Origin of the sequence: Streptomyces sp. NPDC048191, from assembly GCF_040652655.1 — a bacterium.
Classification (GTDB): Bacteria; Actinomycetota; Actinomycetes; order Streptomycetales; family Streptomycetaceae; genus Streptomyces.
Genome location: NZ_JBEZMO010000018.1, coordinates 1 through 22,485 on the forward strand (window position 1 = coordinate 1; position 22,485 = coordinate 22,485).

The window sequence follows — 22,485 nt, forward strand, 5'->3', positions numbered from 1 at the left end:
TACGGCTACCAGGTCACCAACGTCGAGGCGTCCATGTCCTCGCCCTCCTCGCTGCTGCACTGGACGCGGCGCATGATCGAGATCCGCAAGCAGAACCCCGCCTTCGGACTCGGCTCCTTCACGGAACTGACCTCCTCCAACCCGGCGGTCCTGGCGTTCCTGCGCGAGTACGGCGACGACCTGGTGCTGTGCGTCAACAACTTCTCCCGCTTCGCCCAGCCCACCGAGCTGGACCTGCGGGCCTACGACGGCCGGCACCCGGTCGAGCTGATCGGCGGGGTCCGCTTCCCCGCCATCGGTGAACTTCCCTACCTGCTGACCCTGCAAGGCCACGGCTTCTACTGGTTCCGGCTCACCCGAGTCGCATCCCGCATCGGCCGCCGTCGCTGACCGACCGGCGCCGAGGAAAGGACGCGTCACCATGCCGAAGACCATCACCGCCGGGCCGAGAACCGCGGCGGACTTCGACGGGCCGCTGGTCTCGCTGGGCGAGCTGCTGCGCCAATGGCTGCCGAGGCAACGCTGGTTCGCGGGCAAGGACCGGCCCGTCACCGATCTGACGGTGCTCTCCGTGACCGAGCTGTTCCCGGGGTGTCTGCACCTGCTGGTGCACGCGTCGCACGCGCCCGTGCCCACGCCGGGCGGCACTTCGCCGCCCGGCGACTGCTATCAGCTGCTGCTCGGCCTGCGTGAGCGCCTCGCCCCACGGCTGGAGCGCGCGTACATCGGGCGGGCCGAGCAGGGCCCGTTCGCCGGCCTGGCGGTGTACGACGCGCTGCACGACCCGCGCTCCGCCCATCTGCTGCTGGAGCGGCTGCGGCAGCCCGGCACGGCGGGTCCGCTGCGCTTCGAGGCGGACCCGGCCGCCGACGTGCCCGGCGGTCTGCCGCCGCGCCTGCTGGACGCCGAGCAGTCCAACTCCTCGATCGTGTACGGCGACGCGTACATCCTGAAGGTCTTCCGCCGCATCCAGCCGGGTGTCAACCCGGACCTGGAGGTCACGGCCGCGCTGGTGGCACAAGGGTGCAGGCGGGTCCCCGCACCGGTGGCCTGGTTCGGTACGACCGCGCCGCAGCCCGCCACGCTGGGCGTGCTGCAGCCGTTCCTGCCGGACGCGCACGACGGCTGGACCCTGGCGCTGCGCGCGCTCGCCGCGGGCGACGACTTCACGGCCGAGGCCCGGGAGCTGGGCCGGGCCATGGCCGAGGTGCATCTGGCACTGGCCGAGGCGTTCGGCCCGGCCGGGCAGGGTGAGAACGGCCGTACGGCCGAGGCGATGTGCGCGCGGCTGGACGCGGCCGCGCACGCCGTGCCGGGACTGCTGCCCTTCGTGCCGGGGCTGCGGGCCGCGTTCGGGGCGCTCGCCACCTGCGACACCGGGCCGCCCGCCCAGCGCATCCACGGCGATTTGCACCTCGGGCAGGTGCTGCGGGCCGGCCGCGACTGGTTCGTCATCGACTTCGAGGGTGAGCCGTCCCGGCCGCTGGCCGAGCGGCGGGCCCCGCAGTCGCCGGTGCGGGACGTGGCGGGGATGCTGCGCTCCTTCGACTACGCGGCCCGGCAGCGCCGCCCCTGGCGACCCGAATGGGCGCGCCGCTGCCGGGAGGCGTTCTGCGCGGGCTACGCGGCCCGCGCCGGCTGGGATCCACGGAAGAAGCACGCGCTGCTGCGCGCGCACGAGACGGACAGGGCGGTCTACGAGGTGCTGTACGAGGCAAGACACCGGCCCGACTGGCTGCCGGTACCGATGGCGGCGATCAAACGGCTCGCCGTGTGGGGAGGTTGACGTCATGGCTCTGCGCGACACCTCACGTCCCGAGGCCGCCGGCCCGGCGCCGAAGGCCGCGGCCCCTCCCCCGGACTTGGTCCGGGAGGACCCCCATCCCGCTCCGCTCGACCCGGCCGACCGCGGCCGCCTGCTCGGCGGCGCCCACCACGATCCGCACGCCCTACTGGGCGCCCACCCGGTTCCGGGCGGCACCCTGTTCCGGGCACTGCGACCCAACGCGCGGGCGGTGAACGTCGTCGTCGACGGCATGCGTCACCCCCTGCGGTCCGAGGGCGACGGTCTCTTCGCGGCCGTCCTGCCGTACCCGGAGATCCCGTCGTACACACTGCTGGTGACGTACGACGACGTCGAGCAGGAGGTGCACGACCCGTACCGCTTCCTGCCCGCGCTCGGTGAGCTGGACCTGCATCTGATCCGGGAGGGCCGGCACGAGCAGCTGTGGCAGGCGCTCGGCGCCGAGCCGATGACCCACGAGGGCGTGACCGGCACCCGCTTCACCGTGTGGGCGCCCAACGCCCAAGGGGTCCGGGTGGCCGGGGACTTCACGTACTGGGACGGCACGCAGTACCCGATGCGCTCGCTCGGCGCGTCCGGTGTGTGGGAGCTGTTCCTGCCCGGGATCGGCGAGGGCGCCCGGTACAAGTTCGAGATCACCTCGCGGTACGGCCATCGGTTCCTCAAGGCCGACCCGATGGCGCGGTGCACGGAGGTGCCGCCGGACACGGCGTCGGTCGTCGCCGTCTCGCGGTACGAGTGGGGCGACGCGCAGTGGATGGCCCACCGGGGTGACACTCCGGTGCACCGGGCGCCGTTCTCGGTGTACGAGGTCCATCTGCCGTCCTGGCGACCGGGACTGACGTACCGGCAGCTCGCCGACGAACTGCCCGCCTACGTCAAGGAGATGGGCTTCACGCACGTCGAGCTGATGCCGGTCGCCGGGTACCCGTTCAGCGGCTCCTGGGGTTACCAGGTGACCTCCTACTACGCGCCCACGCCCCGCCTGGGCTCCCCGGACGACTTCAGGTACCTGGTGGACGCGCTGCACCGGGCCGGCATCGGCGTGATCATGGACTGGGTGCCGGCGCACTTCCCCAAGGACGACTGGGCGCTGGCCCGGTTCGACGGGGATCCGCTGTACGAGCCCGGGGACGGCCGGCGGGCCGAGCACCCGGACTGGGGGACGTACGAGTTCGACTTCGGCCGCACGGAGGTGCGCAACTTCCTGGTCGCCAACGCGGTCTACTGGTGCCAGGAGTTCCACATCGACGGCCTGCGCGTGGACGCCGTCGCCTCGATGCTCTACCTGGACTACTCGCGGGACTCCGGCCAGTGGGAGCCGAACGTCTTCGGCGGGCGGGAGGACCTGGACGCGGTGGCCTTCCTGCAGGAGATGAACGCCACGGTCTACCGGCGCTGTCCGGGGGTGGTGACGATCGCCGAGGAGTCCACCGCCTGGGACGGGGTGACCCGGCCGACGGACAGCGGCGGGCTCGGCTTCGGGCTGAAGTGGAACATGGGCTGGATGCACGACTCGCTCGTGTACATCCAGAAGGAGCCGGTGCACCGCAAGTACCACCACGACGAGATGACCTTCTCGATGGTGTACGCCTACAGCGAGAATTACGTCCTGCCGATCTCCCACGACGAGGTCGTCCACGGCAAGCAGGCGCTGGTGTCGAAGATGCCGGGCGACTGGTGGCAGCGGCGGGCCAACCACCGCGGCTATCTGGGCTTCATGTGGGCCCATCCCGGCAAGCAGCTGTTGTTCATGGGGCAGGAGTTCGCCCAGGGCGCCGAGTGGTCCGAGGCGCACGGCCCCGAGTGGTGGCTGCTGGGCGAGGACTACCACTCGGCCGGCGACCACCGGGGCGTCCAGGACCTCGTGCGGGACCTGAACACCGTGTACCGGGCGACCCCGGCCCTGTGGGAGCGGGACACCGACCCGGGTGGCTTCCGGTGGGTGCTGTGCGACGCGGCGGACGACAACGTCTTCGCGTTCCTGCGCTTCGCCGCCGACGGCTCCGCGCTGCTGGCGGTGTCGAACTTCTCGCCGGTGGTCCGGCACGACTACCGGCTGTGGGTACCGGACGACATTCCCGCCCGTGCCTGGCGGGAGGAGCTGAACACCGACGACGTCCGCTACGGCGGCAGCGGGGTCGGCACCGGGGGTCCGCTGAAGCCCGAGGACGGTTTCCTCCGGGCCACGCTGCCGCCGCTCGCCACGGTCTGGCTGGCGCCGGAACGCTGAAGCCACAGGTGTCGGCGGCCCGCCCAGGGGCAGTCGGGGGTCGTACGGACCCACGACTGCCCGTCGTGGCGTGGACACGAAAGGCTGGCACCACGTGCGCACCGTCGGAGTGGAGGAGGAACTCCTTCTGGTCGACCCGGACAGCGGCGAACCGAAGGCGCTGGCGGCGGCCGTCCTCGCCCGGGTCGCCCATGACGATCCGGGGCAGGACGTGTTCGAGAAGGAGCTGTTCCGCCAGATGCTGGAATTCGCCACGCATCCGCAGGCGGACATGGCGGACCTCGGTGACGAGATCGTGCGCTGCCGCAAGGAGGCCGCGCGGCACGCCGGGGAACTCGGCTGCGCGGTCGCGGCGCTGGCCACCTCGCCCCTGCCGGTCAGCCCCTCCCTCAGCGTGAACGAGCGCTACGAGTGGCTGGCCGAGCACTACGGCATACCGACGTGGGAGCAGCTGGTGTGCGGCTGCCATGTGCATGTGTCGGTGGAGTCCGACGACGAGGGCATCGCCGTGCTCGACCGGATCCGCTCCTGGCTGCCGGTCCTGCGGGCGATCAGCGCGAACTCCCCCTTCTGGCAGGGACGGGACACCAGCTACTCCAGTTATCGCAGCCGGGTGTGGAACCGCTGGCCGTCGGCCGGGCCGACCGAGCCGTTCCTGTCTGCCGGGCGGTACCACCAGAGGGTGGCGGACATGGTGGCCACCGGTGCCCTGCTGGACAACGGGATGGTCTACTTCGACGCGCGGCTGTCCGCCCGCTATCCGACCGTGGAGATCCGGGTGTCCGACGTGTGCCTCTGCGCCGACACCGCCGCGCTGATCGCGACGCTGATCCGCGGGCTCGTGGAGACGGCCGCGCGGGACTGGCGGGCCGGACGGCCGGCGCCCGACCACAGCGTGAGCCTGCTGCGGCTCGCCGACTGGCAGGCCGCCCGGTACGGCTTGGACAGGGATCTGCTCGACCCGGTGACCATGCGTCCCGGGCCCGCCCCGCGGGTGCTGCGGTCGCTGCTGGAGTACACCGGGGACGCGCTCACCGCCGCCGGCGACGCCGAGCGCGCCGAACAGGGCATGGCGGATCTGCTGCGCCGGGGCAACGGGGCGCGCGCGCAGCGCCGGCTGCTGGAGCGGGCCGGCAACCTGCGGGACGTCGTCACCGAGTGCGTACGGCACACCCAGGGCTGAGCGTCAGACGATCAGCACCAGGGCGTACACCAGGAAGAACAGCGCCACCAGGGCGACGAGGACGAGGATCAGCGTCAGCGGCGCCTTGGCCCACCCTCTGCTCTGGGCGTATGGCTCGCGCGGCCCGGCCTCGGGCATGCTGCTCTCGGCCGGCGGGGTCTCGCCGGGCGGTACGGAGCCGCCCGGCTCCAGCCCGGTGGTGCGCTCGGGTTCGGGATCGGGGTTCACATAACTCATGTCTCCCGAGTCCCCCGGACACGCCGACGTCATCAGCCCGATCACGACTTCGCCGTTCCCTGCCCCCGACGCGCTCACCTCGGCTACATTCGAGCACCGCCGACACAGAGCCGATCGGCGGTGTGACCCTCTGTACATCCAGGAGCAGCGCATGCGCGACGTCGCCCTCGCTCCCCCGGTGGCCCCGCCGCTGACCGGCGGCCTCGCCGACAGCGTCTTCGACACCGCCGAGCGGGATCCCACCCTGCCGGTGCTCGCGCACCGCGCGGATCCCGCCGCCACGGTCTGGCAGGAGCTGACCGCCGTCGAGCTGCGGGACGAGGTGGTGGACCTGGCCAAGGGGCTGGTCGCCGCCGGGATCTCGCCGGGCCACCGGGTGGCCCTGATGTCCCGCACCCGCTACGAGTGGACCGTGTTCAGCCACGCGCTGTGGGCCGTTGGCGCGGAAATCGTGCCGATCCATCCGGCCTCCTCGCGCGACCAGGTCGAGTGGATCCTGCGGGACGCCGGCTGCGTGGCCGTGGTCGTCGAGGACGAACAGGGCGTCATGACCGTCGGCACGGTGTGCGCCGGGCTGCCGCGACTGCGCCATGTCTGGCAGCTGGACGCGGGCGCGCTGCCCGAACTCGTCCAGCGGGGCACGGTGGTGCCGTACACCACCGTGGAGTCGCTGCGCCGGATCGTGCTGCCGGACGCCACGGCGGCGGTCGTCTACACCTCCGGCACCACCGGCCGCCCCCAGGGCTGCGCGCTGAGCCACCGCGGCCTCGCCTACCCCTGCGACACGCTGCTGGCCGGCTGGCTGCACACCGCGGCGCCGCCGGGCGAACAGCCGTCCGTCCTGGCCTTTCTCCCGTTCTCCCATGTGTACGGCCTCATGATCATGCTGACGTGTGTACGCGGCGGCGTCCTGATGGCGCACGAGCCGGATCTGACCGAGGCGTCGCTGGCGTCGGCGCTGAGCACGTTCCGGCCGACGTATCTGTACGGCGTGCCGTCGGTGTTCGAGAAGCTGTACAAGACGTTCCTGCGGACCGCGGCGCAGGCGGGCCGGGGTGCCCTCTTCGAGCGGGCCGCACAGACCGCGCGGGACTTCGCCGCGGCCGAGGAGCGCCGCCGGCTGGGCACCGGTCCGGGGCCCGGGCTGGAGCTCAGGCTCCAACACGCCCTGTACGAACGGACGGTGTACCGCAGGCTGCGCGCGGCGCTCGGCGGGCGGGTCCTGCGCGGGACCTCCGGCGGATCCTCGCTCAGCCCCGAACTGACCCTGTTCTACGAGGGCATCGGCGTGTTCGTCCACGACGGGTACGGACTCACCGAGGTCTCCGGCGGCATCACCATGCAGCCGCTCGGCCGGGAGAAGTCCGGCACCGTGGGCCGGCCGCTGCCGGGCACCGAGGTGCAGGTGGCCGACGACGGGGAGATCCTGGTGCGCGGCCCGTCGGTGTTCCAGGGCTATGTCGGCGACGAGCCGGCGACGCGGGCCGTGCTGCGCGGCGGCTGGCTGGCCACGGGGGACATCGGGCGGCTGGACTCCGAGGGCTATCTGACGATCACCGGGCGCAAGAAGGACATCATCGTCACCAGCGGCGGCAAGAGCGTCGCCCCGGCCCCGCTGGAGCAGCGGCTGCGCATGCATCCGCTCGTCCATCAGGCCGTGGTGGTCGGTGACGACCGGCCCTGCGTCGGCGCCCTGATCACCCTGGACCCGGTCTTCCTCGCGCACTGGCGGGGCGCGCTGACGCTGCAGGGCGACAGCCCGGGCCGGGAGTCACGCGAGGAGAACGCCCTGCGGGAGGAGATCGCGCGGGCCGTCGCCTCCGCGAACAGCACCGTGTCACGCGCGGAGTCCATCCGGGTCCACCGCGTCCTCACGGAGCCGTTCGCCACGGACAACGGGCTGCTCACACCCTCGATGAAGCTACGGCGGGAGGAGATCGCCCGGCACTACGCCGCGGAGATCGAGGCGATGTACCAGGCGCGGTCCCGGACGTCGCGGGGCACGCCGGAGCCGGCGGACTGGGACGAGCAGGACGACGTCTTCCGGTGACGCCTCCACCGCGCGGGCACCCCCGTACGAACCGCGAGCCGGACGGACGGATAGTCCGCGTTGCTGTGGGGAACCCGCGAGCGCAGAAGGAGATCCAAACTGAGCTACGGCCTCCCGGCCGATGGGGCCGCCGAGGCCCTGACCGGGCGTGACCGGGGAAGCGAGATGGCGACGGAGCCGCGCGGGGACGACACACCGCCTGCGGAGGAGAAGTACGAACGGACCTTCTCCTTCGCGGGTGAGCTGTGCAACGTCACGGAGGCGCGGCTCGCCGCGGAGCAGTTCCTGTGCGCGCTGGCCGCGCAGGCGCCGCCGGCCGCGCACGAGTACTGGGACGACATCCTGCTGGTCGTGACGGAGCTGGCCGCGAACGCCATCCAGTACGCGCCCGGACCGTTCGGGCTGCGGATGCGCCGCACCTTCGACGGCGTGCACGTGACCATGCGCGACACGAGCACGACCAGACCGGAACCGCGGCCCTTCCACCCGCGCACGGGCTCCGGCGGCATCGGCTGGCACCTGGTGCACACGCTGTGCACGCAGGTCAGCGTCGTCGTCGACGACAAGGGCAAGGACATCCACGTGTTCCTGCCCTGGTGACTACGCGCGGTGCGCGGGTCGCGTCACGCGTACGACGTGTGCGAGTACGACGTGTATGTGTGCGACAACCGGTTACTCCAGCCTGGGCGGGGGCATGCTGGTGCCCACGCGTTCGTCTGCCTGCCGCGCCCAGCTGGCGGGACGGCCGGGGCCACGGTGGGATCGAAGCTGGCGCATCGGTCCAGGGCAAACGAACGGCGTCGAGTCGGACCGCCTGGAGCCGCAGAAAGGGATGAACACCGTGACACGACCCAGGATCCTGGTGGTTGGCGCAGGCTTCGCCGGAGTCGAGTGCGTCCGCCGCCTGGAGCGGAAACTCGCTCCCACCGAGGCCGACGTCACCTTGGTGACGCCGTACTCCTACCAGTTGTATCTGCCCCTGCTGCCCCAGGTGGCCTCCGGCGTGCTCACGCCGCAGTCGATCGCCCTGAGCCTGCGCCGCAGCAAGAAGTACCGCACGAGGATCATCCCGGGCGGCGCGATCGGCGTGGACCTGAAGGCCAAGGTGTGCGTCGTGCGGACCATCACCGACAAGATCGTCAACGAGCCCTACGACTACATCGTGCTGGCGCCCGGCAGCGTGACCCGCACCTTCGACATCCCCGGACTGACCGACCACGCCTTCGGGATGAAGACCCTCGCCGAAGCCGCCTACATCCGTGACCACGTCATCTCGCAGCTCGACCTCGCGGACGCCAGCGACGACCCGGCCGAGCGGGCGGCGCGGCTGCAGTTCGTGGTGGTCGGCGGCGGGTACGCGGGCACCGAGACCGCCGCCTGTCTGCAGCGGCTGACGCACGCCGCCGTACAGCGTTATCCGCGCCTGGATCCCGGCCTGATCAGGTGGCATCTGATCGACATCGCGCCCAAGCTGATGCCGGAGCTCGGCGAGAAGCTCGGGCGCAGCGCACAGGAGATCCTCGGGCGGCGCGGGATCGAGGTGTCGCTGGGCGTGTCGATCGAGAAGGCCGGGCCGGAGGAGGTCACGTTCACCGACGGCCGGGTGGTGCCGACGCACACGCTGATCTGGACGGCCGGTGTGGTCGCGAGCCCGCTGATCGCCACGCTGGGCGCGGAGACGGTCCGGGGCCGGCTGGCGGTCACCGCCGAGATGACCCTGCCCGGCCACGACGGTGTGTTCGCGCTCGGGGACGCGGCCGCCGTGCCCGACGAGGCCAAGGGCGAGCCGGGCGCGGTCTGCCCGCCCACGGCACAGCACGCCATGCGGCAGGGCAGGAAGGTCGCCGACAACGTCATCGCGACCCTGCGGGGCGGGCCGCTGACCCCGTACGTGCACCGCGACCTGGGTCTCGTCGTCGACCTCGGCGGCAAGGACGCGGTGTCCAAGCCGCTCGGCGTCGAGCTGCGCGGGATCCCGGCCCAGGCGGTGGCCCGCGGCTACCACTGGTCGGCACTGCGCACGAACGTCGCCAAGGCCCGGGTGATGACCAACTGGCTGCTGAACGCGGTGGCCGGCGACGATTTCGTCCGCACCGGCTTCCAGGCCCGCAAGCCGGCCCGGCTGAAGGACTTCGAGTTCACCGACGCGTATCTGACGCCGGAACAGGTGCGGGCACGGGCGGAGGGCACGGGCGTCGAGAGGCCCTGATGTGACGCCGATCGCCGGGGACCGCCGATCGCTTTCCGGTCGGTCGGCGGTCTTGCCGTGTGATCAGCGAACGTCACACCGAAGGGACACGCCACCATGGCCGGGAAGACCGTGAAGGGCCCGGCGAGCCACTTCCCCTCGATCGAGAAGAAGTACGGCCGTCCGATCGCCGAGTGGCGGGAGCTGATCCGTTCCTCGCCGCTGACCGGGCACAGGGAACTGGGAGGCCGGCTCAAGTCCGAGCACGGTCTCGGGCACGGACACGCAAACGCCCTGGTGGCCGCGGAGCCGGCCGAGCGGAGGTAGCCCGGACCGGCGTGCGATGCTGGGTCGGAGATCGATTTCTGGCACGGGAGAGAGCGCGGCGGCGTGAGCACAGCGGGACGGTCGGGGCGGGTACGGATGTGGGACCGGCTCGCGGCGTCCGATCCCGGTCTGCTCCGCCTGACGGCGGGAGCGCGCACGGTCACCGCGATCGCCCTCACCCTCGCCGTCCTGGCCGCGCTGCGGGTGCCGGTGCCCCAACTGGTCGCCGGCGCCATGGCGGCGATGGTGTCGACCTTCGCCATCCGCGAGAGGCAGCGCTCGGGGCAGGCCGTGACGCTGGCGCTCGGCCTTCCGGTGGCACTGGCCTCGGTGTCGCTGGGCGCACTGCTGAACCAACGGGTCGTCGCCGGGGACCTGTTCTTCGTCGTCCTCATCTTCTGCGCGGTCTACGGCCGCCGGTTCGGCGACCGCGGCACGGCACTGGGCCTGATCGGTTTTCAGATCTACTTCCTCTCCCTGTTCGTGCACGCGACCACGGCCACGCTGCCCGCGCTGTACGGGGTCATCTGCGTGGCGTTCGCGTGCAGCGCCCTCGCGCGCTTCGTGCTGCTGCCGCAGACCCCGGTGGGCACGCTCGACCGGCTGCGGCGGGCGTTCCGCGCGCGGCTGGCCCAGTTGATCGCCGTTCAGGCCGAGTTGCTGGACGCCGGTCCGGACGACGTGGACAAGGTCCTGGAGGACCTGCGCACCGCCACCGCCCGGCTGCACGAGACGGCGCTGATGATCCAGGGCCGGCTGGAGGACGGCACCTCCGACCCGGCGGTGGCCCGGCTGCTGCAGCGCCGGATCGCCGACGCCGAGATCGCCTCCGAGCGGCTCGGCCTGTTGCTGCTCACCGCGCGCAGTGCCGAGCGGACGGACACCCTGACCCTGCATCTGCCGGGGGCCCCGCTGCCCTTGGGCGGTGAGCTGCCGGTGCGGGACGAGGCGTCGGCGGCGCTGCGCCGGGATCTGCAGGCACTGCGGCTGCTGATGCTGCGGCCGGTCGGCGAGGCGCGGGGCACCGCGCTCGCCCAGGTGCGCAACCGGCTGCTCGGCTACCGCGAGGAGGACAATCTGCCCAAGGCCTCTCCCGCCGTGCAGGACGTCTTCCGGGGGCTCGGCGAGGCCGCGCGGGCCGCGCTGGGGCTGCGGCTCGCGCTGGACGGGCCGCAGGACGAGACCGACGACAGCCCGGCGACCGCCCGCTCGCGCGAGGAACTGGACGCGGAGGACGCCGCGATCGAGGCGGGTGAGGAGGCCGAGGCGGAGGAGCCGGGGCCCACCGGTCTCGGACGGCCCACGACACGGGCCGCGGTGCAGGTGGCCGTCGGCTCCGCGCTGGCCATCGCGGGCGGCGAGCTGCTGTCCAGCCAGCGCTGGTACTGGGCGGTGCTGACGTGCTGGATCGTGTTCCTCAACACCGCCTCCACCGGCGAGATCCTGGTGAAGGGGTACCGGCGGCTGCTGGGCACGGTGCTCGGCGTGGTGGCCGGTATCGGGCTCGCCGGACTGGTCGGCCACCACACGTGGACGGCGTTCGGCCTGGTGCTGGTGTTCATCTTCGCGATGTTCTACACGGCGCCGCTGTCGTACACGCTGATGTCGTTCTTCGTCACGGCGATGCTGGGGCTGCTGTACACGCTGCTGAACACCTACAGCATGGCGGTGCTGGTGCTGCGGGTGGAGGAGACGGCGCTCGGCGCGGCCTGCGGGGTGATCGCGGCGGCGGTCGTGCTGCCGGTCCGCACCGACCGCCGTACCAACGAACTCCTGGTCGACGTGCTGAACCGGCTCGCCGATGTCACAGGGGGCGCCATGGACCAGTTGAGCGGCGGGGCCGGCGCCGATCTGGTGGACCGGGCGCGCGATCTGGACCAGGCGCTGGCCGACCTGCGCGCGGCCACCCAGCCGCTGACCCATCCGATCACCCCGCTGCGCGCACGCCGGGACACCGCCCGGTACGTGGTGGCGCTGCTGGAGACCTGCGCCTACCACGGACGCTCGCTGGCGGCCACGGCCGAGCTGCTGCCGACGCACCCGTCTATCGCGGCGGACCCCCGGCTGCGGGGGGCGGGCGCGCGGATCGTGCACAACATCGAGGCGATCGCCGCGCATGTCGCCGACCCGCGGGCGACGGCGGAGATGGAGACCGGCCCCAGCATCGCCTCGATGCTGGAGCCGGGAACCCTGCGCACCCCGCGCTACGGCCGGGTCACCGACCGGGTGCTGCGCCATCTGCAGCGCCTGGACGAGGCGGTCTCGGGCCTGGCCCGGCCCCTCGGCCTCACCGCCGGGGCGGACCGGCCGAGGAAGTGACGCCGCGTCGGCCACGCCCTCATGCCGGGTCCGTCCCGCAGGTGTGCCGGCCCATGGCCTCGTCGCGGACGCGGGCGCAGCTGCGGCTGATCAGCCGGGACACGTGCATCTGGGAGATGCCCAGCCGGTCGGCGATGCGGCTCTGCGTCATGTCCTCGAAGAACCGCATGTAGAGGATGGCCCGCTCCCGCTCGGGCAGCCGGCGCAGGCCTTCCTTGGCGGCCTCGCGGTCGACCACGACGTCGTACGAGGTGTCCGCCGCGCCGAGGGTGTCGGCGAGGCTGTAGCCGTCGTCGCCGGTGGACAGTTCGGCGTCCAGGGACAGGGTGCTGAAGCTCTCCAGCGCCTCCAGGCCCGCGCCGACCTCCTCCTCGGTGAGCCCGGTGTGGGCGGCCATCTCGGCCAGGGTGGGCTCGGCGCTGCCGGGGTGCTGGATGAGTTCGCGGCGGGCCACGCGCACCCGGTTGCGCAGTTCCTGCACCCGGCGCGGCACCCTGAGGGCCCACATCCGGTCCCGGAAGTGCCGCTTGACCTCACCGGTGATGGTGGGCACGGCGTAGCTCTCGAAGGCCCCGCGGGACGGATCGAAGCGGTCGATGGCCTTGACCAGTCCGAGCGCGGCCACCTGCCGCAGGTCCTCGACGGACTCGCCCCGGTCGCGGAAGCGGCCGGCGATCCGGTGGGCCATGGGCAGCCAGGCGGCGACGAGTTCGTCGCGCACCGCGTCCCGTTCCGGGCCGTCGTCGAGTTCCGCAAGCCGGGCGAAGAGTTCCGCGGTGTCGGGGGCGTCGTCATGGGTGCGCCGCACGGATGTGCTGGCCTCGGTGGTGGTTGCGTGCGTGTCGGGACGGCTTGTCGACATGTCGGTGAGCATGCGGAATCGCTCCTGAACGTGGTTTCAGGGCACAGGTGCCGGAACGTGGTTCCGGGCTCGGCCCGAACGGTGGTGTCAGGGTTCGCCGCGGGCGATCCGCCCGGTCCACCGGCAGGGGGACCCAGGCAGTCGTACTGTTCCCGCTGGGCGCGCGCCTCCGGTCCGAAGCACGAGTTTCCGCCTGCCCCTCGGTCTGCGGAGCAAACACGGCGCGGGCGGAACTTCCCGGCCGGGATCAGCGCAGCGGTACGACGGCCGTGATGCGCTTGCCCCCACAGGGCAGCTGCGCGACCCGTACGTCCCGGGCCAGCCGGCACACGATGGGCCAGCCGCGTCCGCCGGGCCTGGCACGGCCCCGTGCGTCGACGGGCGGGACGGCCACCGGCAGCGCGTCGCTGCGGTCGCACACCGACACCCGGACACCCCCGGAGTCGACATCGACGTCGAAGCCGGTGATGCCGCCGCCGTGCAGGATGGCGTTGGTGGTGAGCTCGGAGGTGACCAGCAGGGCGTCCGCGATGGTGTCGGCCCCGCAGGGGATCGCGCGGGCCCTGCACCGTTCGGCCACCACACGCTGCACGGCTCTGCGGGCGTCGGCGGGCCGGTACGGCAACCGGCGGCACGGTTCCCGCAGCGTCGTGGAGGAGCTGGTCCGGTGCTTTTCGCGCATCCCTTCCTCCCTGAGCGCCGACCGGATGTCTCTGCTCTCTTCCTTTCGCCTGACCGCGTCAGGAGTCCTCAAACACTGTCGGTGGCCGTGTCATCACCGCGGACCTCGCGGGTACCCGACGGGCATGACCGATGTCGTGGACGCTGACGAGTTGTTGCGCCGGATGCAGCGTGGACGGGAGTGCGCGGCCGAGGAGGAGCGCGCCTGGCGGGAGCGCGCGCGCAGCCTGGTGGAGACGGATCCGGAGGGCGCGCGGGAGGCGGCGGCCCGGGCGGGCGCGTTCGAAGCGGTGCTGCGCGTGCTGGAGGAGATCGTCTGCCCGGGCAAGCGCCCGACCCCGGCGGAAGGCGTGAAACGGGTCACGTGACCGCCTTCCCGATTTCCCGAACAGCCACCAGATGGTTTATCGTTCATACATACGTGATGCCGGGGGTGACCGGAACCGTCCTTCCTCCCCCCGTGCGCATCACCGCATACGGCCCTGGCTGGCCTCCCCCGTCCAGCCAGGGCTTCTTGCTGTCCGGAACCGGTGGCGGGCGCAGGGCGCGACGAGGAAATCCGCGTCCTTCGAGGTGCCCGCAGGGGCGGCAGCGGCTGAAATGGGCTGAGAGGAAAGCACCCGAACCGTCGCCGGCGAGGAGCCCCGCGCCATGACCAAAGCGATAAAACTGCTGACCGCCCTGCCCCAGGCGCAGCGCGAGCGCCTCATGGAAGTGGCCAAGGAGGTCTCGTTCCCGGAAGACACCCGCATCTTCGAGGCGGGCGGCACCGCCGACCGGTTCTGGGTGATCCGCTCGGGCGCGGTCCACCTGGACACCCAGGTCACCTCCCGGCAGCGGGTGACGGTGGCCACGCTCGGCGCGGGCGACCTGCTCGGCTGGTCCTGGCTGTTCCCGCCGTACCAGTGGGACTTCGGCGCGGTGGCCTTCAGCAACGTACGCGCCTACGAGTTCGACGGGCCCTCCGTGCTCGGGCTGTCCGTGGAGGACCCGCTGCTCGGGCTCTCGCTGGTGCGGACGGTGGCCGAGATCCTCGCCCACCGCCTGGAGACCACCCGGGGCAAGCTGATGGACCAGTACGCCATCCGACGGCGCACCGGTCTGCTGTAGCTCAGATCCGGTAGCGGCGCAGCGCCGGTACGGCGGCCGCCAGGGCCAGCATCACCACCACGACCAGCGCTCCGCCGCCCGCCACCGCGGCACGCGGGCCGAAGGCCGAGCCGGCCGTGCCGTGCAGCACGTCGGCCAGGCGCGGGCCGCCCGCCACGACCACCGTGAACACGCCCTGCATCCGGCCGCGCATCTCGTCGGTCGCCGCCGACAGCAGGATCGCGCCCCGGAACACCATCGAGACCATGTCGGCGACACCGGCCGCGGCCAGGAAGGCCAGGGCCACCCACAGATTGCCGCTCAGCCCGAACCCGGCGATGGCCACACCCCAGCCGACGACCGCGCCGATGACCATCCAGCCGTGCCGGCGGGCCCGGGAGAACACCCCGGAGCACAGACCGCCGAGCACCGCGCCGACCGGGATCCCGGCGAACAGCACACCGAGCGCCAGCCCCTCGCCGTAGGAGTGGTACGTCTGCGCGGCCAGCTGCGGGAACAGGGCGCGCGGCATGCCGAGGACCATGGCGACGATGTCGGCCAGGAAGGACAGCAGCAGCACCTTGTGGCGGGAGATGTACCGGAAGCCGGCGGCTATCTCGCGCACCCCGGCCCGGCGGGCGGCGACCTCGCCGAGCGGCGGCAGCGGCGGCAGCCGGAAGACCGCCCACACGGCGACGCACAGGGCCAGGGCGTCGATGAGGTACAGCACGGGCAGCCCGATGACCGGGATCAGCACACCCGCGAGCAGCGGACCGGCCACCAGGCCGGTCTGCATGACCGTGGAGCCGAGGGCGTTGGCGGCGGGCAGTTGCTCGGCCGGGACCAGCCGGGCGATGGAGGCGTTGCGGGCCGGCGAGTTCAGCCCGAAGAACGCCTGCTGCAGCGCGAGGAGCACCATCAGCACCGTCACCGAGCCGAGCCCGGTGGCGGCCTGCGCCCAGAACAGCAGTGAGGCCACCGCGATCCCGCAGTTGGTCACCAGCAGCAGCTTGCGGCGGTCCACGGTGTCGGCGACCGCGCCGCCCCACAGTGCGAACGCCACCATGGGCACGAGGCCGGCCAGGCTGGCGTAGCCGACCCACGCCGAGGAGTGCGTGATGTCGTAGATCTGCTTCGGCACGGCGACGGCGGTGAGCTGGCTGCCGACGGCCGTGACGATGGTCGACGTCCACAGGCGCCGGTAGGCGGGGATGCCCAGGGGACGGGTGTCCATCGCCCAGCGGCGCCAGCCGCGCCGCGGCGGGGCCGCCGGCTCCGCCCGGGAGCCGGGGTCGGTGGTGCTGCTCTCGCTCGTGTCCACGGGTGTCCTGGTTGCTCGTTACATCATTTCGATTCGAGAGCCTAACTATCCCAGGACCCCGTGTGCACCCCGAGGAGGTCCGCTCAGGAACCGGCCATGAGCGTGGCCCCGAGCGCCAGCATGGTGACCGCGACCAGGCCGTCCAGGACCCGCCAGGCCGCCGGGCGGGTCAGATGGCGGCCGAGCAGCCGGGCGCCGAAGCCCAGCGCCGAGAACCAGCACAGACTGGCGCACGCGGCACCGAGCCCGAAGGTCCAGCGCAGCGCGCCCCGGTCGGCGGCGAGGGAGCCGAGCAGGAACACGGTGTCCAGGTAGACGTGCGGATTGAGCCAGGTCATCGCCAGACACGTGAGCACCGCGCGGCGCCGGGAACCGGCGGCCTCCCCCTCGGTGCTCAGTCCCGTCGGGCCGGGCCTGAGCACCCGGCGGGCGGCGAGGGCGCCGTAGCCGAGCAGGAACAGCCCGCCGACGACACCGACGGCCCGGACCGCGCCCGGCCACGCCGCCACGACCGCCCCCACCCCGCCCACGCCGAGCGCGATGAGCACGACGTCGGACAGGGCGCAGATGCCCACCACGGCGAGGACGGCGTCCCGGCGCACCCCCTGGCGCAGGACGAAGGCGTTCTGGGCGCCGATGGCGACGATCAGGGAGAGGCCGGTGCCGAATCCGGCGGCCGCGGCGGTCAGGGCGTGTTGCATGCCGTCGAACCTAGGAAGACACCTTTACCAAGGCCAGCTAAAGATTCTTACGTATCATTAGCACTCATGATGTCGGAGCTTCCCCTGGACCAGGTGCGGACGCTGCTCGCCGTGGTGGACGAGGGCACCTTCGACGCCGCCGCGGCCGCCCTCCATGTGACACCGTCGGCGGTCAGCCAGCGGGTGAAGGCCCTCGAACAGCGCACCGGCCGGGTGCTGCTGCAGCGCACCAAACCGGTCCGGCCCACGGAGTCGGGCGCGGTGCTGGTGCGCTACGCCCGGCAGCTCACCCGGCTGGAGCGGGACGCCTGGGACGAGCTGGGGCTGAGCGGCGCCGGGAAACCGACCCGGGTGTCCGTGGCGGTGAACGCGGACTCGCTGGCGACCTGGTTCCTGCCGGCGCTGACCCGCGCGCCGGGGCTCTGCTTCGAACTGCACCGGGAGGACGAGGACCACACGGCGGCCCTGCTGCGCGAGGGTCTGGTGATGGCCGCGGTGACCACCGCCGCCGAGCCGGTCGCGGGCTGCACCGTCGGCCCGCTCGGGCGGATGCGGTATCTGCCCGTCGCCGCACCGGAGTTCACCGCGACCCACCTGGGCGGGCGGCCGCTCGCCGACGCACTGCCCGAAGTCCCCGTCGTGACCTTCGACCGCAAGGACGACTTCCAGGACGTCTTCGTCCGCCGGCTCGGCCGCGGCAGCGCCGGACCGCTCCGGCACCTCGTGCCCACCTCGGAGGGGTTCCTGGACGCGGTCGCCGCGGGGCTCGGCTGGGGCATGGTGCCCGAGGTGCAGGCGGGCCCGCTGCTGGCGGAGGGCCGGCTGCTGCTCCTCGCGCCCGAGGAGTGGATGGACGTCACCCTGTACTGGCAGCAGTGGAGGCTCGACTCCCCGGCGCTGGCCGCACTGGCGGAGGCGGTGGCGGTCACCGCGGCCGAGGCGCTGCGCCGCTGACCGTCACGTCACGTTTCTTCCGTTTCGCCCCGCCGGAAGTGCCGGGCGGAGTACGGTGGTCGGGCGGTGGCGCGGTGGACGACGGCCACGGCCGGCTCTCGCCCCCAACTCCGCGCCGCCGGTGCCCGGTCGGACACGGGTGCCCCGGCCCGGTGGCCCGCCCGCCCCCGTTTCCCGGCCTGTTGAGCGCGTGCGGCCAAGGCCGCGGGCGCGCCCGTGACCGGAACACGGCGGTCCCCCGATTCCCCTGCCGCACGCGCCGTTTCACGCCGCTCCCACCGGTCACCCGAAGCCGAGAGCGCATACGAACGGTACGGACGACTTCGATCCGATCCAGGAGACTTCGATGGACAACTGGCGCGACCATGCCGCGTGCCGTCGTGAGGACCCCGACCTGTTCTTTCCCATCGGCACCACCGGGCCGGCGCAGGTGCAGACCCAGCGGGCCAAGGCCGTCTGCGGGCACTGCCCCGTCCGGGAGCCCTGCCTGGACTGGGCGCTGGAGACGGGCCAGGGCATCGGCATCTGGGGCGGGACGACCGAGCTGGAACGCCGTGCGATGCGCCGCCGTGCCCGCTCCCGGCCGCGCTCCGGCTGAGCCGGACGCCCACGCCCGGGCCTCAGCGGCCGCCGCGGCGCAGGGTCCCCCACTCCTGCTCCTGCCCGGCCACCTCGGCCCTCGCCGCGTCGATCACCTCGTCCGCGACCCCGCACAGCGGCTCGACATCGGCCACGAGCGGCTCGTTGTCGGGGCCCCGCCCCGTCTCCCGGCCCCGCAGGACCCAGGGACGTACGCCGGGTCCCTTGTCGTGCGGCAGATGCGCGTAGTCGTACAGGCGGCGCGCCACCCACAGCTCCACCGACCGGTCCCCCCACCAGTCCTCGACGTCGAGCGGGCTGGCGGACAGTCCGGGCATCGCTACGCCGGTGAGGTCGTCGGTGCTGGAGACCTCGGCCAGGTCGGTGTCGGGCCCCTTGGACCAGCGGACGTACAGGCCCCGGCGCCCGTCCAGGAGGCGGGCCACCTCGCTGAGCGTGGACACGACCGGCAGCTCCCGCGGTGCGCTCATGGCATGACCTCCCTCGGCTGTGCCGCGCCACCGGAGTACCCCCGGCGCGTGCCGGGAATCGGAGACGATCAGGTGGCGTCCGCGGGTGGCACGGCCGCGGGCAGCCGCAGCGTGAAGACCGAGCCCGCACCGGGCTCGCTCGCCGCGTCGGCCGTACCGCCGTGGGCCGCGACCAGGTGTCGCACGATCGGCAGGCCCAGGCCGCTGCCGCCGGTGCGGCGGCTGCGGGACTTCTCCGCGCGCCAGAACCGGTCGAAGACGTGCGGCAGGTCCTCGGGCGCGATGCCCGTGCCGGTGTCCGACACCGTCAGGACGACGTCGGCGCCCTCCCGGCGGGCGGCGAGCGTGACCGTGCCGTCGGCCGGGGTGTGCCGCAGCGCGTTGGAGACCAGGTTGCCGAGGGCCTGCCGCATCCGTACCGGATCGGCGTCCAGCCAGGCGGTGCCGTCGGCCTCGGTGCGCAGGGTGACGTCGCCGGCGTCGGCGGCGACCCGGTGGGCGGCGCCCACCTGCTCCAGCAGATCGGCGGCGCGCAACGGCTCGCGGTGCAGCCGCAGGGTGCCGGCGTCGGCGGCGGCCAGGTCCTGCAGGTCGTCGATGATCCGCTGCAGCACGAGCGCCTCCTCGTGCAGGGAGTCCAGCAGGGGCGGATCCGGCTCGACGACTCCGTCGCGGACGACCTCCAGCCAGCCCCGGATGTTGGTGAGGGGGCTGCGCAGTTCGTGCGCGATGTCGCTGACCATCGCCCTGCGCTGGGCCTCCAGGCGGGCACGGCGCTCGGTCAGGTCGTTGAAGGCCTCGGCGAGGATGCCGGTCTCGTCCCGGGTGGTCACCGGGACTCGTACATGCAGCTCGGGCGGCTGCTGCGCGGCCTCGGTCAGCGCGCGCAGCGGTCGTACCAGCCGGATCGCGACGACGGCGGTGACGGCTACGGTGACCGCGAGGACCAGGCCGGCCGCGCCCATCACCTTGGCCTTGTTGGCCGGGGACATGTCGAAGCGGGAGGGGTTCTGGTCGCCGATGCCGAGGAACAGCTCGGCCACCGGGGCGACGTAGGGCTCCAGTTGGGTGCGCCGCGCGGTCAGCAGGCAGTGCTGGGCGGACCGCGCCATCACCCCCTTTCCCGCCTTGGCGTACTTGGCGACGAGGTACCCGCCCCCGAAGGGGTCCTTGCCGCTCGGGTCGAAGGTGAGGAACAGCTGCCCGCCGAGATCCAGGCCGGACTGCTTCAGACAGGGCCTGGCGAGGTCGGTGAGGTCGGCCAGGGCCTTGCTTTCCGTCGGGGTGGGCGCGTTGAGCTGTCCGTCCTCGCACACCGACGCGCCGTAGCCGGCGGGGTCGGTCCCGTCCGGCAGTGTGACGACGGTCCGGCCGCTCGTCGTGCGGACGACACCGGCCTGCAGGCCGTAGCGCTCGTAGCACTGCTTGCGCCTGGTGGCCAGCGCCTCGAGTTTCGCGCGCTCCCCCGCCGGGAGCCGGTAGGGGCCGACCACGCGTGGATCGATGCCGCTGAGCTGGGCGCCGGTCTCGCTGTAGGTGTCGGTGCGCAGCGGGTCCACGGTGGCTGCGGGCCGGGGCGGCAGCGGGGTGCCGCGGGGCGCGGAGTCGGCGACGAGGGTGCGGTCGGGGGTGGTGAGCGCGATGCGGCGTCCTGTCTCTGCGGCCAACTGCCGGACGGTGCGCCGGGCGCCGGTCCAGTCGGAGTGGGTGGCGGCGTATCCGCTGAGCCGGGCCAGGATGCTGTTGTCGGCCGCGAGGTCCTGGCCCTGCTCCTCCTTCAGGGCGCTGGTGGTGGTGGTCACCGCGAGCCAGGCGGTGGCGGCCACCGAGCAGACGGCGATCAGGGCGGAGACCGACAGCAAGCGGACGAGCAGCCGCTTGCGCAGCGGGATCCGCCGCTGCGCACCCGCCTCCCGGCGGTCCCCGCGCCCCAGGGCCCCCATCCGCCCGGCTCCCGCCTGTCGGCGTCTCATGGGCGGGTGCTCGTCAGCTTGTAGCCGACACCGAAGACCGTGAGCAGCCGGGCGGGCCGGCGCGGGTCGGTTTCGATCTTGCGCCGCAGGTTCATGATGTGCACGTCGACGGCCCGCTCGGTGGAGGACCGGTCGAAGCCGCGGGTGCACTGCAGCAACTGCCGCCGGGTGAACACCCGTTCCGGCTCCGCGGCCATGGCCAGCAGGATCTGGAACTCGGCGGGCGTGCAGTCCACGGGCACGCCGTCGCAGCGCACCTCGTGCCGTTCGGGATCGACGCTGATCCCGGCGGCGCGGACGACGAGGTCGCCCTCCCGGCTGCCGGCACCGCGCCCGCTGCGTCTGAGCACCGTACGGATGCGGGCCATCAGCTCGCGCGGGCTGTAGGGCTTGGTCATGTAGTCGTCGGCGCCCAGTTCGAGTCCGAGCAGCACGTCGTCCTCGGCGGCGCGGGCGGTGAGCATGACCACGGGGATGTCCGGGGCCTCGCCGCCGCGCAGCGCCCGGCACACGCCGAAGCCGTCCACGACCGGGAGCATCAGGTCCAGGACGACGAGGTCGGGCCTGAGCCGGCGGGCGGCGTCCAGCGCGGCGGCCCCGTCGTGCACCACCGTGGCGGTGTGTCCCTCGGCGAGCAGGGAGCGGCGGATCAGTTCGGCCTGTTTCTCGTCGTCCTCGGCGACCAGTACATGTGCGCACACGAGTTCGGATCCTAGGCGCCTCAGCGGGCGAGCCAGTCGGCGTACCCCATGACGACCACCGGATGCCGGTGCGGGTCGAGGGTGCGCAGCAGTTCCTTCATAGGGGCCTGGGCGATGCTGACGCAGCCGTGGGTGGGGCCGCCGTGGTCGACGTGCAGCCAGACTCCGCCGCCGCGCCGCGGGCCGAGCGGCCGCGTCCAGTCCAGGGGTGAGGTGCCGGGCTCGCGGTTGTAGTCGATGGCGATGACGTAGTCGAAGCAGCCGTCGAGCGGTTCGCCCTCGAAGCCGCTGCCGGGTGAGTGGAATCCGCCGGACTGGTGGTACGGCAGTCTGCTGCCGGGGTCCGGGAGCAGTCCCCCGGCGTCGGAGAGGGTGTAGACGCCGAGCGGGGAGCGGAGGTCACCGAGCATGTGGTGGCCGCTCCAGCCGTGCAGCGCGTTGTGGGCGGGCCAGGTGGGGCCGGGCTGCCAGCCGGTGGAGGTGCGCTGGTGCAGGACGACCGTGCAGAGCGGGGAGTTCTTCCCCCGCCCCGTGACGACGACGGCCTGCGCGCAGCGCTGGGGTATCGCCGCCGACCTGGTGGGGCCGAGGCCCGGTATGCCCTGGGGTGCCTGTTCCGCCTCGACCGTCTCGGGGACGGGGGTGACTGCCGGGCGGGTGGGGGGTGTCCGGCGCTCGGTCGCCCCGGCTCCGCCGCCGCAGCCGGTGAGGAGCGGCGGGGAGGCGAGGAGAGCGACGGCGGTTCTGCGATGGATCATGGTGTCGACCTTGGCCGACACTTGTTTGGAACCG

The 22,485-nt window shown here is 72.8% G+C and carries 22 protein-coding genes; 13 read left to right on the top strand and 9 right to left on the bottom strand.

The window, feature by feature from the left end; all coding sequences use genetic code 11:
* The 4 genes from AB0D93_RS26635 to AB0D93_RS26650 form a co-directional block, all read left to right on the top strand.
* A partial coding sequence (locus tag AB0D93_RS26635; RefSeq protein WP_362123939.1) for an alpha-glucosidase C-terminal domain-containing protein occupies positions 1-390 on the top strand: 390 nt, incomplete at its 5' end.
* A 31-nt stretch (positions 391-421) separates the two neighbouring features.
* On the top strand, positions 422-1,786 hold the full coding sequence (locus AB0D93_RS26640; RefSeq protein ID WP_362123942.1) for a maltokinase: 1,365 nt from the start codon (positions 422-424) through the stop codon (positions 1,784-1,786).
* Between the two features lie 4 nt (positions 1,787-1,790).
* On the top strand, positions 1,791-4,037 hold the full coding sequence (gene glgB / locus AB0D93_RS26645) for a 1,4-alpha-glucan branching enzyme (RefSeq protein WP_362123945.1): 2,247 nt from the start codon (positions 1,791-1,793) through the stop codon (positions 4,035-4,037).
* A gap of 94 nt (positions 4,038-4,131) precedes the next feature.
* Positions 4,132-5,220, top strand: coding sequence for a glutamate--cysteine ligase (locus AB0D93_RS26650; RefSeq protein WP_362123947.1), 1,089 nt, complete (start codon positions 4,132-4,134; stop codon positions 5,218-5,220).
* Between the two features lie 3 nt (positions 5,221-5,223).
* Here AB0D93_RS26650 and AB0D93_RS26655 read toward each other — a convergent pair whose 3' ends face one another.
* The gene (locus tag AB0D93_RS26655) at positions 5,224-5,457 is read right to left on the bottom strand and encodes a DUF6480 family protein (protein ID WP_362123950.1); all 234 of its coding nucleotides are present in this window, start codon (positions 5,455-5,457) and stop codon (positions 5,224-5,226) included.
* A 151-nt stretch (positions 5,458-5,608) separates the two neighbouring features.
* On the opposite strand from AB0D93_RS26655, the gene AB0D93_RS26660 reads away from it, so the two are divergent.
* The 5 genes from AB0D93_RS26660 (at position 5,609) to AB0D93_RS26680 (ending at position 12,341) form a co-directional block, all read left to right on the top strand.
* The gene (locus AB0D93_RS26660; RefSeq protein WP_362123953.1) at positions 5,609-7,507 is read left to right on the top strand and encodes an AMP-dependent synthetase/ligase; all 1,899 of its coding nucleotides are present in this window, start codon (positions 5,609-5,611) and stop codon (positions 7,505-7,507) included.
* Between the two features lie 165 nt (positions 7,508-7,672).
* Positions 7,673-8,107, top strand: coding sequence for an ATP-binding protein (locus AB0D93_RS26665; RefSeq protein WP_362123956.1), 435 nt, complete (start codon positions 7,673-7,675; stop codon positions 8,105-8,107).
* A 232-nt stretch (positions 8,108-8,339) separates the two neighbouring features.
* The gene (locus AB0D93_RS26670) at positions 8,340-9,716 is read left to right on the top strand and encodes an NAD(P)/FAD-dependent oxidoreductase (protein WP_362123959.1); all 1,377 of its coding nucleotides are present in this window, start codon (positions 8,340-8,342) and stop codon (positions 9,714-9,716) included.
* Positions 9,717-9,812: 96 nt separating this feature from the next.
* Positions 9,813-10,022 (top strand): DUF4287 domain-containing protein, encoded by a 210-nt coding sequence (locus AB0D93_RS26675; RefSeq protein ID WP_362123962.1) that lies wholly within the window; start codon positions 9,813-9,815, stop codon positions 10,020-10,022.
* 96 nt (positions 10,023-10,118) lie between these two features.
* The gene (locus tag AB0D93_RS26680; protein WP_362124394.1) at positions 10,119-12,341 is read left to right on the top strand and encodes an FUSC family protein; all 2,223 of its coding nucleotides are present in this window, start codon (positions 10,119-10,121) and stop codon (positions 12,339-12,341) included.
* A gap of 19 nt (positions 12,342-12,360) precedes the next feature.
* Here AB0D93_RS26680 and AB0D93_RS26685 read toward each other — a convergent pair whose 3' ends face one another.
* Positions 12,361-13,215, bottom strand: a complete 855-nt coding sequence (locus AB0D93_RS26685; RefSeq protein ID WP_362123965.1) for a SigB/SigF/SigG family RNA polymerase sigma factor — start codon at positions 13,213-13,215, stop codon at positions 12,361-12,363.
* 235 nt (positions 13,216-13,450) lie between these two features.
* The gene (locus tag AB0D93_RS26690) at positions 13,451-13,885 is read right to left on the bottom strand and encodes an ATP-binding protein (RefSeq protein WP_362123968.1); all 435 of its coding nucleotides are present in this window, start codon (positions 13,883-13,885) and stop codon (positions 13,451-13,453) included.
* A gap of 124 nt (positions 13,886-14,009) precedes the next feature.
* Here AB0D93_RS26690 and AB0D93_RS26695 point away from each other — a divergent pair, with 124 nt between their 5' ends.
* Together AB0D93_RS26695 and AB0D93_RS26700 are read left to right on the top strand one after the other, a co-directional pair.
* A complete protein-coding gene (locus tag AB0D93_RS26695) occupies positions 14,010-14,252 on the top strand; it encodes a hypothetical protein (protein ID WP_362123970.1) in 243 nt (80 codons plus the stop codon).
* A 283-nt stretch (positions 14,253-14,535) separates the two neighbouring features.
* Complete coding sequence (locus AB0D93_RS26700; RefSeq protein ID WP_362123973.1) at positions 14,536-14,994, top strand: cyclic nucleotide-binding domain-containing protein; 459 nt, start codon at positions 14,536-14,538, stop codon at positions 14,992-14,994.
* A 1-nt stretch (position 14,995) separates the two neighbouring features.
* On the opposite strand, the gene AB0D93_RS26705 is transcribed toward AB0D93_RS26700, so the two are convergent.
* Both AB0D93_RS26705 and AB0D93_RS26710 read right to left on the bottom strand, forming a co-directional pair.
* A complete protein-coding gene (locus AB0D93_RS26705; protein ID WP_362123975.1) occupies positions 14,996-16,294 on the bottom strand; it encodes an MFS transporter in 1,299 nt (432 codons plus the stop codon).
* An 83-nt stretch (positions 16,295-16,377) separates the two neighbouring features.
* Entirely contained in the window at positions 16,378-16,995 is a 618-nt protein-coding gene (locus tag AB0D93_RS26710; RefSeq protein WP_362123978.1) for a LysE/ArgO family amino acid transporter, read from the bottom strand.
* A gap of 66 nt (positions 16,996-17,061) precedes the next feature.
* Between AB0D93_RS26710 and AB0D93_RS26715 the strand changes: the two genes are divergently transcribed.
* Entirely contained in the window at positions 17,062-17,949 is an 888-nt protein-coding gene (locus AB0D93_RS26715; protein ID WP_362123981.1) for a LysR family transcriptional regulator ArgP, read from the top strand.
* Positions 17,950-18,295: 346 nt separating this feature from the next.
* Positions 18,296-18,547: a WhiB family transcriptional regulator gene (locus AB0D93_RS26720; protein ID WP_362123984.1), complete on the top strand. Its 252-nt coding sequence runs from the start codon at positions 18,296-18,298 to the stop codon at positions 18,545-18,547.
* A 22-nt stretch (positions 18,548-18,569) separates the two neighbouring features.
* Here AB0D93_RS26720 and AB0D93_RS26725 read toward each other — a convergent pair whose 3' ends face one another.
* The 4 genes from AB0D93_RS26725 to AB0D93_RS26740 form a co-directional block, all read right to left on the bottom strand.
* On the bottom strand, positions 18,570-19,019 hold the full coding sequence (locus AB0D93_RS26725) for a DUF6098 family protein (protein ID WP_362123987.1): 450 nt from the start codon (positions 19,017-19,019) through the stop codon (positions 18,570-18,572).
* Between the two features lie 68 nt (positions 19,020-19,087).
* Complete coding sequence (locus tag AB0D93_RS26730; RefSeq protein WP_362124397.1) at positions 19,088-20,962, bottom strand: HAMP domain-containing sensor histidine kinase; 1,875 nt, start codon at positions 20,960-20,962, stop codon at positions 19,088-19,090.
* A 26-nt stretch (positions 20,963-20,988) separates the two neighbouring features.
* Complete coding sequence (locus AB0D93_RS26735) at positions 20,989-21,693, bottom strand: response regulator transcription factor (protein WP_362123989.1); 705 nt, start codon at positions 21,691-21,693, stop codon at positions 20,989-20,991.
* A 20-nt stretch (positions 21,694-21,713) separates the two neighbouring features.
* Positions 21,714-22,451: a L,D-transpeptidase family protein gene (locus tag AB0D93_RS26740; RefSeq protein WP_362123992.1), complete on the bottom strand. Its 738-nt coding sequence runs from the start codon at positions 22,449-22,451 to the stop codon at positions 21,714-21,716.
* Between the last annotated feature and the right edge of the window lie 34 nt (positions 22,452-22,485).